Here is an 18,683-nt window from a genome sequence, read left to right on the forward strand (position 1 = left end):
GACCTGATGCGTGAACTGCTGTCCAAGGCGCTGGCAAAGCGCCAACCAGGCGTGAACATACTGCTCTACGGCCCTCCCGGCACAGGCAAGACCGAGTTCGCCAAGGTGCTCGCGCATGAGGTCGGCGCTGAACTGCGCGCGGTCGGCGAAACGGACGATGACGGAGGCGAGCCGTCGCGCCGGGAGCGTTTGGCCGAGCTCACAATGGCATCTCGCATGCTAGGGCAAAGATCGGATACCGTACTGCTGTTCGACGAGATGGAAGACGTGATTGGTGGGCACAGCTTCCGCTTTAGCCATGAGATACTGTCGAAGGTTCATTTCAATCGAATTCTCGAAACCAATCAGATCCCGGTGATCTGGACTACGAATTCGGTTCACGCCTGTGATCCTGCTTTTTTACGGCGGATCAGCTACTCGGTGATGATGCGCCCGCCATCGGGCCGGGTGCGAGCGCGTATCTGGCAACGCCTCGAAGAGCGACATGGTGCCGGCATACCGGACACCGCCCTGCCGGATATGGCGGAACGGCATGATCAGGCCCCGGCACTTGTTTCGGACGCGATGGTGGTGGCAAGGCTTTGCGATGGTGGGCAGGCTGTTGTCTCGCAGGTGCTGGATGCTGCAGCCCGTCTGGCAAAGGGCGGAGTCGACAGCGCGCCGCGGCATTATTCAGAGGTGCCTTGGCAAGAAGGTCTGGCCCGCGCCGACGTTGATCTAGCCCGGATCGAAGGGCAGCTAGCTCGGTCAGGCGCACCCCGCCGGGTCAGTTTCTGTCTTGAGGGACCGGCGGGGACCGGCAAAAGCGCATGGGCACGGCATCTGGCCCGGGTCATCGGCATGCCGGTGATCGAAAAGCGCGCCTCGGACCTCATGTCGAAATGGGTTGGCGAAAGCGAGCAGAACATCGCGCGGGCCTTTTCTGACGCACGCGCCGACGGTGCGATGCTCATCTTCGACGAGGCTGACAGTCTGCTGGCTGACCGTCGTGGCGCTGAACGCAGCTGGGAGGTGAACCAGGTTAATGAGATGCTGACCTGGATGGAAAGCCACCTGTTGCCCTTCGTCTGCACTACCAACTTCGCCAAAAAGCTCGACCCTGCAACGCAGCGCCGGTTTACCTTCCGCATCCGGTTCGATTTTCTCTCAGTCGATCAACTGCCTCTGGCTTGGGCTGTGCATTTCTCATGTTCGCCCCCGAAGGAACTGGCTACGCTTGATCGGCTTACTCCGGGAGATTTCGCGAACGTGGCCCGCAGAATGCAGGCACTGGGTGTTGCGGACCCAGAGGAAATTCTGCGCGCTCTGACCCTTGAGGATGCGGCAAAGATAGGAACAACGCGACCGATTGGCTTTGGCCGTTGACGCCAAAGTGCTCCACCACAATGGTTGCTCTGTATTGCTAGGAGGAGTTATGCGCTACGCTCGCCAGGAAGATTTGCAACGTCTCGCTCTGATAATGCAGGGGTCAGCCGAGGGAATTTCGCTTTCTGATATAGAGCGAGAATTCAGCGTATCCCGTCGCACGGCAGAACGCATGCGTGATGCCGTACGCAACGCCTACCCTCAAATTGAGGAAATCTCCGGCGAAAGTGGTCGAAAATATTGGCGCTTTCCGCCGGGATCATTGGGCCGAATGGCTGAACCCACGCTGGATGAACTGACCGCCGGCCACCGCGCCGCCGCTATTGCGCGGCGTGAGGGCGATGAGCTAACAGCGGAAACATTGGAGCGCCTTTTGGTGAAGGTGCAGGCAATGTTCCGCGAGGATCGCCGCCGTTTGATTGCTGCTGACCTTGAAGCACAATTATTGGCTGACGGCGTTGCATTCCGGCCCGGACCACGAGAAAAAATTTCGCCCGAGACTCTATCTACAATTCGCGAAGCAATCCTTGCAGGGGTTATGATCTCTGCTGATCATCGCGCCCGTGCTTCGGCAAAGCTTTCACGCAATACCCGGCTCGGCCCAATTGCCATGTTATTTGGTCAAGGGCGCCAATACCTTTTGGCTTGGAGCGAATATCAGGACGATCTTCGACTGTTTGCGCTTTCTGGTTTTGAACGGGTTTCGTTGGAACCTGAGGTCTATGAGCGCCCCAAAGGGTTCGATCTGCAGGAATGGCTATCAGAGAGCTTTGGTGTGTGGCGGGAAGAACCGCTTGATGTCGTCTGGCGGTTTCTGCCTGACGTTGCCGATGAAGCTGCGGGATATCTGTTTCATCCCAAACAGCAGACCAGGCGGATGGAGGACGGGTCACTGATCGTCCGTTTCCGCGCGGGAGGACGGCAGGAGATGGACTGGTATCTGGCAAGATGGGGAGATCAGGTTGAGGCGCAATTCTTGGAGATTTCGGGTAACTCTTCGTCTGATACGACCGAAAGTGACGTGTGCGGGCAGTAGTCTCAAGTAGGATCAACAAAGAAAGAATCGCGCTTGCTTCGGAACAGCACATCTCACCCCCTTCGCATCGACAGCTTGCCTGTTGGCAACGGTCATCTCGGCCTGACCCTGTGTCCTGGCAAGAAAGGCGACAGTGTCTTTGGCGCGGGATGGGACCGCGATCTGGACATTGATCTCGATGCAATCAAGGCTTGGGGCGCGCAAGCCGTTGTGACCCTAGTCGAGGACTCGGAGTTAGAGCTGCTTTCTGTCACGGGTCTTGGCGATGCGACCAGGGCACGAGGTATGGACTGGCACCACTTCCCGATCCCCGATCTGGATGTACCAACGCCAAAGGCCAAGGCGCGCTGGCGCCAATTGGCGCCCCGCCTTCATAGCATTCTGGAAGCTGGCGGCCGTGTGCTGGTCCATTGCCGAGGGGGACTGGGGCGTGCGGGAACCTTTGCAGCCCTTCTGCTGGTTGATCGCGGGCATCCAGCAGGCGAGGCCATGGCCCTCGTCCGTGCCGCGCGGTCAGGAGCCATTGAAACGCCGGTACAGGAACGCTTTGTTCGCGACTACGCCCGACATGACGGGTTGTCGCTTATCCGACTGCACGCCAGCCTTCTGGGTGGGGCGATCGGCGACAGTTTGGGTGCCGATATCGAATTCCTTTCTATAACCGAAATTCGCCGTCGTTTTCCGACCGGCATTTCGGAGTTGCCAAGACACATGGGGCTGCACGGCGCTATCACAGATGACACCCAGATGACCCTGTTCACGGTCGAAGGGATCATCCGCGCGCAGGTCCGCGGCATTCTCAAGGGTATCTGCCACCCGCCGTCCGTGATCCATCACGCGCTGCTGCGTTGGTTCAAAACCCAAGGTGGCAAACCGCAGGTTCAGACTGATGATGTGGGACTGGTCAACGACCCGCGCCTGCGGGTCTGCCGCGCGCCTGGCAATACCTGCCTGTCATCCTTGGCAGCGAGCGCGCATTTTGGGGACCCTGCGCGAAACAACAGCAAAGGATGCGGCACCATTATGCGTGTGGCCCCGATCGGCTTGATGTTCCCCCGCGAACAGGTCCGTGCGATGGCTATCGAGACATCTGCTCTGACGCATGGCCACCCAACCGGCCAGCTTGCAGCTGCAGCCTGGGCGGAAATGCTTGCCGATGTCACGGCAGGTGCCGACCTTGAGGAGAGTGCGACCCGGACTGCAGAAACCTATGCGCGACTGACCGGGGGCGAAGAGACTGCGCGGGCAATCCAGGCTGCTCTCCGCGCGCCGCGGGACGGTTCGGGAGAAACCGTTGAATCTCTCGGTGGCGGCTGGATCGCCGAGGAAGCGCTGTCCATCGCGCTTTATGCCTGCCTTGCTGGAGGCTCTTTCGAAGAGGCTCTACTGATTGCGGCTACCCATGGTGGAGACAGCGATTCAACAGCGGCGGTTGCCGGGAATATGCTGGGTCTACTCAATCCTGCAGCTGTGCTTCAACACCGTTGGGCCGAAATCGTTGAAGGGGCAGACATCATCTCGCAGCTGGTACGGGATTACAGGGAGCTTTCATCTGACAGTGGTGCGGCAGAGGATCTCTTCGAGGTTTATCCGGGCGGTTAGACACATGGGGAAATATCCGAAATGCATCGATTGAGAGTTCGAAAGAGAATGACAATAGCCACACAAGCCATTGATTCAAAATAATTTCCCATTACAGTATCAATTTGCACAGTGAGCCCGAAATCCATGTTCTACCCTTTTCTCGTCGCCGATCCCCGCTCCGGCCTACATTATCGTCTGACCGATACCAGTCTTGCAGAGCTATCACTTGCCCCCAAAGCCCAAGAATGGGCGCCGGGGCGAGTGATAGCGGAAGAGCCTCACCCGGTGTGGCAAGAGAGCTTGGCCAATGCACCGGTCGAGACAATGTCGGCCGTCAGCGCGGCGTTGGAAGGTCTGGTGCTGGCCACTGCCGATCTGCGCGTTCCATCAGGGGGCGCGATGGGCGACAGCCGTGCAGGACGACATCTGGATGCTCTGATCGCACTTTGGCGTAAGCTGGGTGACGCATTGCCCGAGGGGCTGGCCGCGGTCCGCCATGTTCTGGACCTGCCGCATGGGCGGTTTCTTGACCCATTGCCGGTTGTTGAAGGGTCCCTTGACCCGCATGCACCAGCCGCGATGAAGGCACTTTATGGAAGACTTAAGGATGAATTCGGGGCTGTGGCTGCGCCCGCCAAGGCGCGCGCGGCGCGTGAAGGATCGCGGCTGCACGCTTTGCAGGGTGGGGTAGCCGAGACAGCAATCGAGGCCGGGCCAAAGGATGGCAGTCTCGCCTTTTATGGTCTGCGCGATGTGGCTGCCTGCGCTGATTTTGCCGCCGCCCGCGCGGGTGCCCTGATCGAAAGCGGTATCGCGGCGCGGGAGATTGCTGTGCTAGCCTCTGGTGACCAACGCCAGATCGCGCGTGCATTTGCCGAGCAGGGCGTGCCGATTTCCGGACTTCCCGTCAGCCTGCCAGAGCGCGACATCGTTGGTGAAACAGCACTTCAACTGGCGTTAGCCAAGCGCACACCCACACCTGCGATGGTCCTTGCAAGTCTCGCATTGTCACCGCTGATGCCATGGTCAGCCCAAACCGGGCGCGACCTTGCCGAAAGCATTATGAATGGTGACTTTCGCGGCGATGTCCTTTCGCCCACCCAAGCGCACAAAGACCTCTGGACGGACATGCGCGCCTCAGCCGGCAGCCTTGCGCAACTGCGTTTCCTGATCGACCGTATCTGTGAGCGCATTGCGCAAGGGAACGAGGTTCGAGCCCGTCTGTCGATCCCGCCCGGCGAGGGTAGCCCAGACTGGGAAGCTATCCTGCGCGGTATCCAGATTGCATCCCCGTCAAGTCCCGATCCAGAGCGCAACCTTGAAGGTGTAAGCCTCTGGTCTGCGCACGAAACTCCGTGGCGGCAATGCCGACATCTGATCGTCACGGATTTCACCGACGGTCGGTATCCGACCCGGCCTCGCGCCAACCCGTTGTTTCTGGACAGCGAAATCACTGCAATTCGAACCACCACCGGTTTGCAGCTTCGCGGGAGGGCAGAGGGTTTGGCCGAAAGCCTCTTCCTCTTTGACCAGCAGCTTCAGGCGGTTGCGGAGTCTGTGACATTTCTGGTCCCGTGGCGCGATCTGTCGGGCGTGCGGCAGCAACCTTCAGCTGGGCTATCACTGGTCGCACGCGCAATATCGGATGTAGAAGAAGCTCATGATCTGATCCTCGACCTGTCGCGCCTGCCGCCTGGCGACTGGCCTGTGGCACATCACCGTCTGCCACCGTTGCCGGAATCGGACGAACTCCCCGAGGCGCTCTCGTTCCCAGGCCTCGACCTGTTGGCGCTCCGTCGCAAAGATGACGGAACAAGCAAACCTCAGTCACCCTCACGGCTGGAAACACTTCTGGTCAGCCCGCTGGCATGGCTTCTGGACGAAGTTGGCGCGGGCGACATGTCTTGGTCCGCTGAGGAACTCGATGTGATGGCCAAAGGCAACATTGCCCATGACGTGTTTGAACATGTGTTCCTGAAGGACCAACCCCTGCCAGAACCTGCGGCACTGACCGCTGCAGTTGCCGAGGCCTATGATCGAGCGCTGACCCGCCATGCTGGGTTTCTGCGTAGCGCATCATGGGAAATGGAGCGCAGCGGGCTCGAGCGTGAGATCCTTCAGGCGGCGCTGCGCTGGCGCGAACATCTGCTGGCGCTTGGCGCAAAAATCATCGGCAACGAGATCTGGCTGGCGGGTGAGGCGCATGGCATCAACCTGCACGGTAAGGCTGATGCGATCCTTGAGTTGCCGGACGGTACGCTGCTTGTCGTCGATCACAAGAAAAGCGGCACATCGGCCCGGCGCAGGCGAATGGAGGCCGGGTGGGATCTGCAAGCAGGGCTATACCGAGACATGCTCGGCCGTCCTATCCGGCGCGACGGCGACGGGATGGACCCGCTGATTGGCCGACAGGTCGGTATTGCCTATCACCTTATGAATGATGGTGGGCTCTTAACCTCCGGGCATGTGCCTGCAGAAGGATCTCCCGCCCGCGACATGGGCGACGCCGTCAACGATGCGGCTGTTGCAATGCTTGCTGAACGGCTGGCGCAGCTAGGGGCCGGCCGGGTGGTGCTGAATACCTCAGCCGATGAGGGCTTTTTCAAGAAAGAAGCAGGATTCACGCCCTATGCGCTGACCGATGGTTCGACCCTGGTTACCGCGTTCATCCGCCAGATCGAGGAGGTATGACCATGGACGGAGCAGATTCAGACCGAGGGTTGGTCATCGTTCCCGCCGGCGCGGGCGCGGGAAAAACCCATCGTATCAAGACCCAGCTTTCTGACTGGGTGAAGCGCAAGATCGTACGACCCGAACGCATCCTTGCGGTGACCTTTACCGAAGCCGCTGCGGGCGAATTGCGCGAACGTATCCGGGCGGGTCTTCTGGCGGACGGGCTGGTCACCGAGGCTATGGCCGTGGAGCGCGCATATGTCTCTACCATCCATGGCTTAGGCCTGCGTTTATTGACGGAACATGCGCTGGCAGCAGGTGCATCGCTGCAACCCCGTCACCTTGGCGATGCTGAACGCGAGCTGCTGATCCGGCAGGCGCTGGCCCATGCGAAATCGCTTGATCCTATCAAGGCTGAACCCGAGCGGTTCGGATATCAGCCCAACTGGCAAAAAGGCGAAACGGTCGAAGATTCACTACGGGGCCGGGTTCTGTCGATGATCGACCTGTTGCGGGGGCTCGGCGACAAAGGCCGTGATCCCGGGCTGATCGTACCCGCATTAACACGGCTCGATGAAATCTACGGCAAGGTGATCGCAGACCCCATAGCCGCCCGTGATGCGTTGGCGAAGGCGGTTGCTACCATGCTCACGGCCTTTCCGGACGGTGGCATGGACGGCGTCACAGCCAAGGGCCCCCGCGAGACGCTGGAAAACAATCTGGCCCTGTTTCGCCGTGTCGAACGTGATCCGGCGATGCTGGATCGGGACTGGAGCCTTTGGCAGTCCCTGCGCAGTCTCTTCACTTCGAACAGCCGTACGAAAACGCCAGAGGGCTACGATGACCTTGCTCTTGCGATCATGCAGGCTGCCGAGGTGCTGCCTTCACATCCCGGCCCCTTGGCCGATGCGAAGCTGCACTTTCAGTGCCTGATCGCCTGTGCGCAGGAAGTGATGGAAGCTTATGAGACACGCAAAAAGGCGCTTGGGCTGATTGACTATGCCGACATGATTGCAGGCGCCGAGCGGCTATTGCGGACCGATCCGGCAGTGCGACAGGCCGTGCTGGATGAAATCGACTGCGTCATCATCGACGAATTCCAAGACACCAACCCGGTGCAATTCGCGCTGCTCTGGCAGCTCGGTGCCCGCGCGCCACGCACCCTGCTGGTAGGGGATGTCAAACAGTCGATCATGGGTTTTCAGGGCGCTGATCCGCGCCTGTCTCAGGCGCTGGCGGCGGCCAACCCCGATGCGACGCAGCCCCTTGACCGCAATTGGCGGTCTACACCGGCGGTGATGGACTTCGTCAATGCTATGGGCGCCGGGCTGTTTGGCGCAGGCTACAACCCGTTAGCCCCGACGCGTGATCCTGTGTCCGGTCCTGCCTTAGAGGTTTTGAACATCGTCAAAGGCCGCGGGGTAAGAAAGTATTCGAAGCCGCAAGAGCATGTTGCAGAGCGCATCGCCCAGATCTTGCAGGTGGGGGAAACGATCACCGACCGGCATAGCAAGGCCCCGAGGAATGTGCGCCCCTCTGACATCGCTCTTCTGGTCTGCCGGCACGCGACCGCAGCCCGCTATGCCGAGGAATTGCGCGCTCGCGGCGTACCTGTCCGCATTGCCGAGGATGGCTGGGCGACAAGCCCGGTTGTTCAGGCGGCTCGCGCGGCGCTCAGCTATGCCGCGAACCCTAGCGATACGAATGCCGCGCTGGTCCTGCGCACCCTCGGCCCCGATCCGCTCAGCCTACAAGCCGCCATGCAAGCGCAGATCCAAGGGCGGTTGGAGGATGATCCGGTCCTCCTGCGCCTGGCGGCGCTGTCGGACCGCCTTGCTCGCTTGCCGATTTCCGATGCAGTGGACCTGGTGATCAATGCTTCTGGGCTGCGTATCTGGGCTGACCGTCAGCCCGACCCAGCACAGGCGCGTGCAGACCTTCTGCGGCTTGAAGCCGAAGCAAACGACTTCGAATCCGCGCACAGTGATCTCAAGGCGGCAGCCGGTTTCCATGGCGAAAGCGCCAAGGTGTTTCTTGGCTGGCTGGATGCCCGCGCCAGCGAGCGCGATTTCGACCGCCGTCCCGACCCCGCCGCCAACAGCGCCGAGGCGGTCGAGATCGTCACATGGCACGCCAGCAAGGGGCGTGAATGGCCGATCACCGTGGTTGCGGAATTCGACCACGGGATCGAAGACTGGCCGGGCAGCACCGCGACCCGGTTCACCGCGCTTCACGAGATCGACGATATGGACGCCGTGCTCTCCTCGGCCGCACTGATCCACACGCCAGGATTTGCCGCCCCGGAGGCCGAGCGGCGGTTCATTGAGGATCGGCGCTCGGATTTCGAGGCAAATGCGAAGAACCTTCTTTACGTCGCCATGACCCGGGCACGGGATCGGCTGGTGTTGGAGTGGCCAGGCTTCCTAAAAGAGCGTGATGAGGAAGCTCCGGAAGCCAAGTGCCTGTTCCATGTTTTCACGGATGCCTGCGCGCCGCAGATCGGTGCTGATACACTGCGCATCGGCGGGATTGAGTGTCCGGCCATCATCAGGCAGTTGCCCGAACACGCGGGCTTCACCGCGTATTCGGACGCCGAGATCACGGATACACCACGGCTCGGCCGCGATACCCCCTTGCCTGCTGTGGACTTGACCCCTTGGAGGTTGCAGCCATCGCAAGCTACCACGGCCCTGTCTGCACCAGAAAGCCAGGGTATCAAATTGGGAACACCATGGTCCCGTACAGTTAGTGACGCGGCCCGTGGGACAGCGATCCATCTTGCCTTGCGGACTTGTCTGACGCGTCCTGATCTGACTGAATCCCTGCCCAAGGCTACCGGATTGGACGATACAACCCTAGCGCTGGTCGCGGAGCGAGCAGCTGCACTGAAAGCCTGGCTTGCGGCCGATGGCTACACCGATCTGCTTTGTGAAATCCCTCTTCTAGCACGTACTAAAGAGGGTGCGGAAATTCCCGGAATGATCGACCTGCTGGCAGTTGGGCCGAGGGGTTGTCTTTTGATCGACCACAAGACCGGCGGTGCGGGTGAGGGTTTTGGCCTCTACTGGCCGCAGCTTTCTGCCTATGCCGACTTGGTCCGAAACGTATTCCCGACGTACGAATTGAATGGCGTGGCAGTACTTTGGGTTGATCATGGACGGCTGGATTTTCTGGACCTGGCCTCTATTCCTGCCCACGGGCATCAAGAAAGTACTTCTTGATGCCCTGGGGAATACTCGCGCCTGACACCATCATTACGCAGCGCAGGCAGCAGAACCTGGGCCTTGCCAGCGCCGTGCAGCACTTCAACGATCGTTCAGTACCAGGCTTGGGTGGCATGTGGTTTCCGATGCCGATTCTCTGGTCGGTTTTGGCGGTGTCCATTGCCGAGGAGCTAGGTGTATCGGCCTTGCCAGTCGGCAACGCCGTCGAGGCTTTGATGATGCGAAAGGCCACCGAAGAGGGCCTGGCGGACCGTCGCGTGCGCGGTCTACGCAAGATGCAAGGGCTGAAAGACTGGAGTTTCAAGAATCTCAAACGACGCGGCACCTATGTGGTTCAACCCATCCGCATGGCCATGGTGCAACCGCTGGTCGCGCTTGGTTTTGTGCGGGGCAGTCGCTTTGGTGCTTTCACCATCCACACCGCAGGCGCGCAGATGCTAAACCTGCCAGTGATGGCAAACTACCGTCGTGTTCTGGCCGCATGGGCACATGGGGGATCCCCTCATGGTTTGAATAAGGTAATTGAAGACCTGTCGCCAAATGCTGCCGTCCCACCCGATGTGCGTAAGCTGATCTTGGCTCGGCTTGTCGGAGGAGATGATCCGTCAACGTCGCGTCGGCGTGCACTCGTGGCACTCAAGACCGGGCCCAGTGCAGGCCAGCTCGATGCCGTCGAACCGCTCAGCGGGATAACTACCGACCATTGGACGGACCTGCGCGCGGGGGCGGCTTTCATGGATTTACGCAGTGCCGCACTGGCGGTGTTGTATCGCTTGGAAGAAAGTCTGCTTCAGCTTCGCGATGCCAATGAGGCTGCTTGGCTGCCCTTGGACGAGGCCAATAAAACCGTGGGCGAGCCCCTCGCGGCGCTTCGCCAATGCGCCCGCCAGCTGGGCGCCAGAATTGACGCAGCAGATGAGTCAAGCAGCCGGAAATTCCTTTCAGAGGTCCGGGATTTGCCCGACCAACAGCTTCTTCAAAAGCTGGCCGATCGCGATGGAACGGTGATCAGGTGGCGAGACGATCGTATCGGTCTGGGACCAGCGGCCGGCGAGATGCCAAGCATCGATGCAGACGAATCCGTCAATGATGCCGAGTTCGCGCCTCAGTTATTCCGACTTTTCAATCTTCATTGCCTTGCGACCGAACTGAACGGCGATGTGAACCCGGGATGTCGGGTCTCAGCAGGTGAAGAACCGGCATCATGAACACAACGCTTATCACCCTCTTCATGCCGCCCAAGGATTGTTTCGGGGATTTCGGTTTCTTCTGCGGTTTTACGGCAACGCCCAAGGTGATGGGGCAGATCCGGCGCAGCTTTACTGGCGAAATGGCGCGCCCCGTACTAGCCGCGTTCATTCACCCGACAATGAACGCAATTTCGGACATATCGGGTCTAGCCTGGATGTGGATGCGGCCGCAGGATCGAGGTTACAACCTGTTGCACGCCAAGGTTGCCTTGCTGGGATTTCGCAAGCGCGATGAAGATGGATATATCATCAGGCTCGCGGTCAGCACGGGAAACTGGACGCAAGACCCTTTGACGGACAGCATTGACCTGTTCTGGTCAATTGACCTTCAGACCGATGATCCGAGAGATCAGGATATCGCAGATATTCGGGCGGCCTGGAACATGTTCAAATGGCTGCGCCAGCGTGGGGATTGCACGCTGATCGAACGGGAATATGACGGCGCACTACCCTATGCGCAGCTGGAGGACGAGATTGAGCGCCTTCCGGCCTCTACCTTGCAGCCACGCTTCATCGACAGCCGGTCTAAGGCTTTGCTTCCTCAGGTCGTCGATCGACTGGGAATAGGAAAAAAGGCAGATCGCCTAATCCTTGGATCCGGTTATTTTGAAGCAGAAGGCGATGGTGGCGCGGGGCTGCCTGAGAGGTTTCGCAAGAAGCTGGTCAAAGAAAAGCTCTTGAAGAAATCTGCGACTTTGGACCTGTTTCTGAACCCGATGTCCTGTCAAGGTCTGGCCATGCGTGGCCCGGCCCTGACCGCGGTCGGTTGGAATCTCCGGTGCCCGATTTCCGCTATGCATGGCGAAGACGGGCGACTTCACGCTAAGTTTGTATTGCTCGGCGCAGGTCACGACGAGGCCGTTGGGCGCGTCTATTTAGGGTCGGGGAATCTCAGCCGGAACGGATTTGAAAAGGCCGCCAGCGCGGGTGGCAATCTTGAAGCGGGGGTTGTCGTCGATCTTCCCAAAGGCTTGAAATGGCGCAGCCGAAAGAACAGCAAGCAAGGTTTTGCGACCCTGTTGCCAATCCAGTTCAACGAGACCGTCGAGCCTTCGAAGCTACAGTCTGGCAGCGGGTTTGTGCCCCCCGAAGAGCCTGAAACCCTGCCGCCAGCGTCTTGGTTGAACTGGAAGGATGATACGCTTTGTGCGCCAGGCGGGATTGTTCTGGATGTCATAGGTCCGGACGGTGCATCGTGCCCCACGCCCTGCATCTGGCCTGCACCTGCTCCAGCCGTTGTCACGCTGACACATGGTGGCTGGCGCGTTCCCGTGATCGCGGAGGGCGTGCTTGTTGTGCCACGGCCATCCGAATTGACAGTGGAAGACGTCTTGGCCGGCCTGCAGGCGTTCCCAGAACCCTTAGACGCAGATCAGCCCGATGACGGACCCGAAGGCGGTGAGCCAATGGTGGAAGCCTCGGATACCCCGGATTTGCCACCCGCAACCTATGCTATTCGCCGGATGATGAGCCTTCTGGTGCGGCTCGGCGAGACCCAGGCAAGACTTGACCCGCGAGATTGGCAGCGTTGGTGTCGAGAACTGCGTCACACCTTGCGCGCGATCTGCAAGCAGGAGCAGCCGATGATTGGCTTTTTTCGCGATGCGAAGGCAAATCCCTTGCCGGCACTAATGGACCCGCGGATGTGCCCTGACGATATCGACCTGACCCTGCTGGAACAATCGTTGAAGGCTGTAGCTCGGGAATGGAAGATCGATGACCTTCCGTCGCTTTGGGCTGACGAGGGCATGTGACATGGATTGGATGAAGGCGGCTGATTATCTTGAGCAGCTCGCGTCGCAACAGACGGATGAACCGCTTGATGCTGGACAGCGCGCATCTGTTGCGCAACTTGCTGCGCGGATCAGATCCGGTCAGCGGGCCGCTTTGCTGGCCGACGAAGTCGGGATGGGCAAAACCCGAATAGCGGTTGCACTCATTTCAGCAGTTCGCAACGTGGGCGGCAGAGCTGCGATTGTGCTCCCTGCTGGGTTGGGCGTGCAGTGGCAGAAGGAACTGAGGCTATTTCAACCTGATGACCAGACTCTGCTACCGTTGCGCAGCTATGACGGATTTATCGCAGGTTTCCTCACTGAAGAAGATGCCGAAGGAAATGAAAAACACAAACGCAAACACAAGGACTGGCTAAGGAACCGTAGGCAGCAACGCGAATTACCCCAAAAGGGGTGGGCCGACGAAGAGGTCTTGATGATCTCTCATACTTTTGCAGCGATGCGCTTCCCGAATCCAAGCGACGGTCCGGCAGGTGGATGGCGGCGTGAATTGCTTCCGAATGTTGCGCGATTGCTGGCCGGGCAACGGCGCAATTTCATGCGCAACAGCTTTCACCGTGGTGAGGTCAGCCAGGTCCATGCCACCCGCCGCGCCGCCCGCACGATTGCCGACACTATCATTGAACACGGTTTGTGTCGGAGCGTGCTCGATGATTTGGCCGGCGACCACCGATGGCTTGCGGCCGATGAATACAAGCGCAAGATCCTTCCACTCATAGGGTACGGGCTGGGTCGGTTCGACCTGATCGTCGTTGATGAAGCCCACAAGGCCCGTGGGGAGGATTCCAGCCTTTCGCGCATTCTCGGGCCAGTCAGTTGGGAGTCCGATGATCCATTCCGCCTCGGGATGACGGCCACGCCTGTTGAACTGGATTCTGCTCAATGGATTGACACACTAGGTCGGATCAGCGGTCGGGACGACGGCGAGGATGTTACTTCGCTCGCCGAACTCGCCGAATGGATCAGCGGCTATGTCGACGTGGTCAAACGCATCCAGATCGAGGAACTGGATAACCCGTTGACCGAAGGTTTCGAGAGCACTTCCTCGCGTTTCCAGCACGCCCTGCGCCCGTTTGTCCTGCGGCGTGACAAGCGCCACGACCCACAGATTCGCGCATTTCAAGAAGCGCATGGAGATTATCGCATCGTCGAAGACTTGAAAGTATCTCCCGCAACGGAGGGGTTCACGCGCGACTGGCTGCGTCGGTTTTGTGCCGCTGAAGCGCTTTCTATCCTGCCGCAGGATGACCATCGCGTGAAGCGTGTAAGACTTTCGGTCGCCCAAGGATACGGTTTTGGTCTCGCGCCCGAATCCGAAACTGCTGAACAGCTGCCGCAGGACGATGAGTTAGAAGGCCCGCAGTCATTCTGGTTCGATGCCTTCCGTGGCCAGCCCGCGGATATCTACACCCATCCTGCGATACTAGCCGCTGTTCGACTGATCGAGTCTTATGTCGAACGGCACGAAAAGGTTCTCGTTTTCGGGCGTTTCATAGCTCCGATGGATGCGCTGACCCGCCTATTGGACGCGCGCGAAATGCTCCGGCGGCTCAGAGATGGACGGCACTGGCCGGCCTCAAAAGTACGGGACGAGAGCGAACCCGCCGTTCTTGCCGCCATGAATGACCCTGATCTCTGTGTGACGACAGGCGGTATCACTTCGATCAACCAGATACTGACCGAGCGATATCGAAAATGGTCCAGTGCGCGCCGAACAGAGCTTGCAAGGCTGCATCGTGAAATCGAAGCCCTAGCACCGCAGGATGATACCGCCGCGCTGTTGGTTGGCTATTTGCGCCAAGATGACGATGGTGAAGAGCTGCAAGGCGATATCGGGGCACTACTGGAGGCGCTTGGCGACAGGCGTGCGAGCGCTGACGCACCGTGGTCCGGCAACGAAATGCTAGCGCTGTTCAAAGGGCTGCTGGATGAATTATCAACCGATGAAGAGCAAGAAAACGACAGTGTTTTGCAGTCCAGGCTGGCCTCGTATCTTCAGGACTTTTCTGGGCGCGAGGGCAATTTTGCCCGTATGATGTCTGGCGCGACCCTACCTCAAACACGCCGCTTGTTGCAGTCCGCATTCAACCGCGCCTCCAGCTGGCCAATGGTGCTCCTCGCTCAGTCCCGCGTTGGGCGAGAGGGGTTAAACCTGCATGAAGCCTGCCGCACCGTGGTCATACTGCATGCAGAATGGAACCCGGGTATTGTCGAACAACAGATTGGTCGCGTGGACCGCAAGGGTAGCTGTTGGCTGAAAGACTTGGATAATTGGCATGGGCACGCCGAGGGCGACCCCCCACGTATACGCATTCATCCTGTCGTTGTCAGCGGAACCTATGATGATCACAACTGGCAGGTCCTGAAGGAACGTTGGATGGAGCTGCGTGCACAATTACACGGGGAAGTTTTGCCGCATCAGGGAACCCACGCAGCAATTTCCCCAGAACTCGAAGCTCTTAGGAACCGTATCATAGTAGCCACGCCAAGCTTTGCGCCATGGGAGTGATGTGAAGTTCCATAAACACCAACGGATGGTCACAATCATATTCATACACCAGGAGAAGCTATTGAACCTTCAACGCGCCATCGAAATCGCTGCGGAAGCCCATCGGGGACAAACCGACAAGGCCGGCGCGCCGTATCTGCTACATCCGCTCCGGGTGATGATGTCATTGGAGACCGACGACGAACGGATCGTAGGCGTTCTGCATGACGTGGTCGAAGACGGCCCTGGCTGGACATTCAAGCGCCTTGAGGGAGAAGGTTTCTCGCCGACTGTGCTCGACGCCTTACGCCTTGTCACGAAGAGGCCCGAGGATGAAGGCGACAGCGAGGCCGTCTACGTGGCCTTCGTCCGACGCGCCAGGGGCAACAAGATCGCGCGCCGGGTCAAAACGGCCGACATCCTCGACAACCTGAACGCTTCGCGACTGTCGGCACTGACCGAAAAGGACATGCGCCGCATGAACCGCTATCTGGCTGCTCTGCGAGAGCTGCGGGACGCGGAAGCCTGAAGGGAAAAAATCCGGGAATCACTGGCGCGCGGCCAGCACATCGAAGAAATCTTCAGCCAGCAGTTCATCATGCCTTTCGGGCATCGAATTTGCCTCTGTTGAGCGCGGCTCGACGATCCGCCACATTCGGTATCGTCCCTGCCCCGTAACCTCCCGAATGAGACCCTGCTCGTCCATCCAGTCGATGTTGCGCTGAACCGTTGCCCGATGCGTGCCTGTCATTTTCTCGGCCATCTGTACTGAGACCAGCGGCCAGCTTGCGAAGAGGTTCCGCAGCATCGGCGGCGTCTTGCCCGAGAGGGGAGCCATCGCGCGCTCTGCGGCAGCCGCCCAAGCCTCGATCCCCTCGAGCCTGCGCAGGGCTGCGAATGTCGCGCTCTCCATCGCGTTCAGCCAGCGTGCTAACCGGGCGGGCGGGTCCCCGATCGCGCGGAAGCCCCCTCCCCCGCCCATGGCGATGGGGGCGAAGATCGCGCCGGGCGCGCTCCCCGACGGCGCGAGATCGGCGATCGCGACACGCGCAGCCGTCACTGCGGCCTCCAGCGGGTCATCGACCGGTGAAAGCTCCGCGACGTGCCAGAGATGAAAACCCATGCAGGCCCGCGCTGCGGGGTGGAGGTCTTCGGCCTGATCCATCATCGCGAGCCATCCGGCGGCCCGGTCATCGAAGGCTTCTCGCTCTGCCATCTCGACCATGCGCGAGGGAGCCTTAGCCTCGTCGAGACGCTCCCCCTGCCCCGGACGGGCGCGCCGATCAAGGAATGTCTCGAGGTCGCCCACACCTGACCGACGCGCCAACGGCGCGGGTCCGACGGTCAGCCGCCGCACGGTCCAGCCGATCCGGTGCAGCGCCTGCGCATCATCCGTTACGGTCGAAACCCGCAGCGCCATGTAAAGCGAAAGCCGGTCGAGGCCGATCCGGTCTTGCGTGAGCCAGCTGAGATCCGCGGCTTCGATCAGGGCGAGCCGTTGCCGCCAGCCAGCCGGGCCGCGGCGCAGGCGTTCATCGAGGATCCCCAGGCGCGCAGCAACACGGGCGAGCTGCGCCGCCTGCCCGGCCTCGGCCGCGCGCCAGGCATCGACGACATCGGATTCCTTCGGCTCAGGTGCAGGTCCGGGAGGCAGGTAATCCGGTTCGTCCTCCATCGGCCCTGGCAGGAACCAGAGGTCAGCGTCATCCCGGTCCTCGGACGCCTCCATGTCCTCAAGAGCCACCCCGTCGTCGTCCATGTATGTTTGGCGAAATCGGTTCATGCGCGCTTTATACGGCCATTATGCGCGCTTGGCGATGGACTTTGATAGCCTGCGTTTTCCTTCTACTATAGAGGCGGCCGAGGATCCTGTCTTCTTCATAGCGATGGAGCACCTCTCGTGGGCTTCAGCCCAGAGATAAAAGGCTTCCCGAACTAAGCGCGACGAGGGAGACACCCCTTGCGCGCGTTTACAAACGGTCGTTTATTAGCGATATATAAAATTGCAAACGGCTCTTTTCCATGCCCCTGATAGGCTATGCGCGCGTCTCCACAGAGGATCAGACCCCCCTGCCCCAGTCCGAGGCGCTGCAATCGGCAGGCTGTGCCGAGATCTTTGAAGAGCACGCCTCAGGCGGCAATCGCACGCGGCCGGTGCTTGCACGTGTGCTGGAACGGATTGGAAAGGGCGACACGCTGGTCGTCGTTCGGATTGATCGGCTTGCGCGGTCTCTGTCGCACTTGCTTGAGGTGATCGAAAGACTGGAGGGCAAGGAGGCGTTCTTCCGCTCGCTCCAGGACCCGATCGACACTGCCTCGCCTCAGGGCAAGTTCACGTTGCAGGTACTGGGCGCCGCGGCCGAGTTCGAGCGCGCCCTGATCCGCGAACGCACCAAAGCGGGGCTTGCCTCGGCACGCTCAAAGGGCCGCGTCGGCGGCAACCCAGGTCTTCGCGCCAAGGACCCTGAAGCGCTGCGCAAGGTGCGGTTGGCACGACAGGACGGCTACATGGAGCGCTTGAACGAGACAGCGCAGGATTGGGTGCCCCAGGTGCGGCGCCTAAGGCCGGATATGGCCTGGGAAGATGTGCTGCGGATCATTAATGGCCCCCTGCCCCACGGCCGCCACTGGACCCAAAGCCGTTTACTCCGCGCTGTGAAGGCATATGTGCGGGACGGGTTCCTGCCCGCTGAAGTGCTTGGACGCGCTGGACGTCGCGAAACCGACGATCGCCTGCCTGCGATTGTCGCCGCAATCAAAGGTGCTGACCCCGAGATCACCTTGCAGGCAATCTGCGACCGACTCGAATCCATGCGTGAGCGCACCCCTCGCGGTCGAACCAGCTGGCAGCCTTCCTCAGTCAGAATGCTGCTGGAGCGTGCAGAGCGCCTCGGCCTTTTGTAGGCGCTAATGGTCGGCAAACCACTCTGTTCGCTCGGCCCAAATCTTCCAGAATCATCGCCTCAATTGGATGAAAGCCACGTAAATATCCAACAAAGCCTTGGGGTTAGTTCGCGCGAGCAGAAAATATCTCGAATGGTTTCGGATTCGCCAGACACGGTCTTTATCGTTGGTAATCAATGCGTTATCTAGCGCAAGCCCCGCGCGACCAAATTGGTGCTGTGGATAACTTTTCCACTACATCTAGATTCTTCTTGCCGGACTCAGATGTTCGTGGCATCTCCATTCTGACGGCAAAACGCGTCAGAAGTGGCTTCGACCGTCAGAACGACAAAGAGCCTTAGCAAAGGCCATGAGAGGCGGCAGAAC

At 59.9% G+C, this 18,683-nt stretch carries 11 protein-coding genes; 10 read left to right on the forward strand and 1 reads right to left on the reverse strand.

From position 1 onward, the window contains the following. Window positions 1-6: 6 nt before the first annotated feature. From OKQ63_RS25260 to OKQ63_RS25300, 9 genes are all read left to right on the forward strand, one after another. Window positions 7-1,365, forward strand: a complete 1,359-nt coding sequence (locus OKQ63_RS25260) for an AAA family ATPase (RefSeq protein ID WP_264214652.1) — start codon at window positions 7-9, stop codon at window positions 1,363-1,365. A gap of 49 nt (window positions 1,366-1,414) precedes the next feature. Next, window positions 1,415-2,401: a helix-turn-helix transcriptional regulator gene (locus tag OKQ63_RS25265; protein WP_264214653.1), complete on the forward strand. Its 987-nt coding sequence runs from the start codon at window positions 1,415-1,417 to the stop codon at window positions 2,399-2,401. A gap of 33 nt (window positions 2,402-2,434) precedes the next feature. Continuing rightward, window positions 2,435-4,003 carry an ADP-ribosylglycohydrolase family protein gene (locus OKQ63_RS25270; protein WP_264214654.1) on the forward strand — a complete coding sequence of 523 codons (1,569 nt, stop codon included), beginning with the start codon at window positions 2,435-2,437 and terminating at the stop codon, window positions 4,001-4,003. A gap of 126 nt (window positions 4,004-4,129) precedes the next feature. After that, entirely contained in the window at window positions 4,130-6,676 is a 2,547-nt protein-coding gene (locus OKQ63_RS25275; RefSeq protein ID WP_264214655.1) for a PD-(D/E)XK nuclease family protein, read from the forward strand. After that, a complete protein-coding gene (locus tag OKQ63_RS25280; protein ID WP_264214656.1) occupies window positions 6,673-9,879 on the forward strand; it encodes a UvrD-helicase domain-containing protein in 3,207 nt (1,068 codons plus the stop codon). The genes OKQ63_RS25275 and OKQ63_RS25280 overlap by 4 nt, the downstream gene beginning before the upstream one ends. After that, window positions 9,879-11,090 carry a hypothetical protein gene (locus tag OKQ63_RS25285; protein WP_264214657.1) on the forward strand — a complete coding sequence of 404 codons (1,212 nt, stop codon included), beginning with the start codon at window positions 9,879-9,881 and terminating at the stop codon, window positions 11,088-11,090. Before OKQ63_RS25280 ends, OKQ63_RS25285 begins: the two co-directional genes overlap by 1 nt. Beyond that, window positions 11,087-12,886, forward strand: a complete 1,800-nt coding sequence (locus OKQ63_RS25290) for a phospholipase D-like domain-containing protein (protein WP_264214658.1) — start codon at window positions 11,087-11,089, stop codon at window positions 12,884-12,886. The genes OKQ63_RS25285 and OKQ63_RS25290 overlap by 4 nt, the downstream gene beginning before the upstream one ends. A 1-nt stretch (window position 12,887) precedes the next feature. Next, complete coding sequence (locus OKQ63_RS25295; protein ID WP_264214659.1) at window positions 12,888-15,434, forward strand: DEAD/DEAH box helicase family protein; 2,547 nt, start codon at window positions 12,888-12,890, stop codon at window positions 15,432-15,434. Between the two features lie 61 nt (window positions 15,435-15,495). Beyond that, complete coding sequence (locus tag OKQ63_RS25300; protein ID WP_434086081.1) at window positions 15,496-15,942, forward strand: hypothetical protein; 447 nt, start codon at window positions 15,496-15,498, stop codon at window positions 15,940-15,942. Between the two features lie 18 nt (window positions 15,943-15,960). Here the strand turns inward: OKQ63_RS25300 and OKQ63_RS25305 are convergent, their stop codons facing one another. Further along, the gene (locus OKQ63_RS25305) at window positions 15,961-17,172 is read right to left on the reverse strand and encodes a helix-turn-helix domain-containing protein (protein ID WP_264214660.1); all 1,212 of its coding nucleotides are present in this window, start codon (window positions 17,170-17,172) and stop codon (window positions 15,961-15,963) included. A 263-nt stretch (window positions 17,173-17,435) separates the two neighbouring features. Between OKQ63_RS25305 and OKQ63_RS25310 the strand changes: the two genes are divergently transcribed. Then, window positions 17,436-18,317, forward strand: coding sequence for a recombinase family protein (locus OKQ63_RS25310; protein ID WP_264214661.1), 882 nt, complete (start codon window positions 17,436-17,438; stop codon window positions 18,315-18,317). The last annotated feature ends 366 nt before the right edge of the window (window positions 18,318-18,683 follow it).

Source organism: Leisingera thetidis, assembly GCF_025857195.1.
Taxonomy (GTDB): Bacteria; Pseudomonadota; Alphaproteobacteria; order Rhodobacterales; family Rhodobacteraceae; genus Leisingera; species Leisingera thetidis.

Bases quoted from the DNA above. Each gene is read 5' to 3' on its own strand.
- OKQ63_RS25260 (WP_264214652.1), top strand. From the start codon at position 7: ATGCGTGAACTGCTGTCCAAGGCGCTGGCAAAGCGCCAACCAGGCGTG.
- OKQ63_RS25265 (WP_264214653.1), top strand. From the start codon at position 1,415: ATGCGCTACGCTCGCCAGGAAGATTTGCAACGTCTCGCTCTGATAATG.
- OKQ63_RS25275 (WP_264214655.1), top strand. From the start codon at position 4,130: ATGTTCTACCCTTTTCTCGTCGCCGATCCCCGCTCCGGCCTACATTAT.
- OKQ63_RS25280 (WP_264214656.1), top strand. From the start codon at position 6,673: ATGACCATGGACGGAGCAGATTCAGACCGAGGGTTGGTCATCGTTCCC.
- OKQ63_RS25285 (WP_264214657.1), top strand. From the start codon at position 9,879: ATGCCCTGGGGAATACTCGCGCCTGACACCATCATTACGCAGCGCAGG.
- OKQ63_RS25290 (WP_264214658.1), top strand. From the start codon at position 11,087: ATGAACACAACGCTTATCACCCTCTTCATGCCGCCCAAGGATTGTTTC.
- OKQ63_RS25295 (WP_264214659.1), top strand. From the start codon at position 12,888: ATGGATTGGATGAAGGCGGCTGATTATCTTGAGCAGCTCGCGTCGCAA.
- OKQ63_RS25305 (WP_264214660.1), bottom strand. From the start codon at position 17,172: ATGGACGACGACGGGGTGGCTCTTGAGGACATGGAGGCGTCCGAGGAC.
- OKQ63_RS25310 (WP_264214661.1), top strand. From the start codon at position 17,436: ATGCCCCTGATAGGCTATGCGCGCGTCTCCACAGAGGATCAGACCCCC.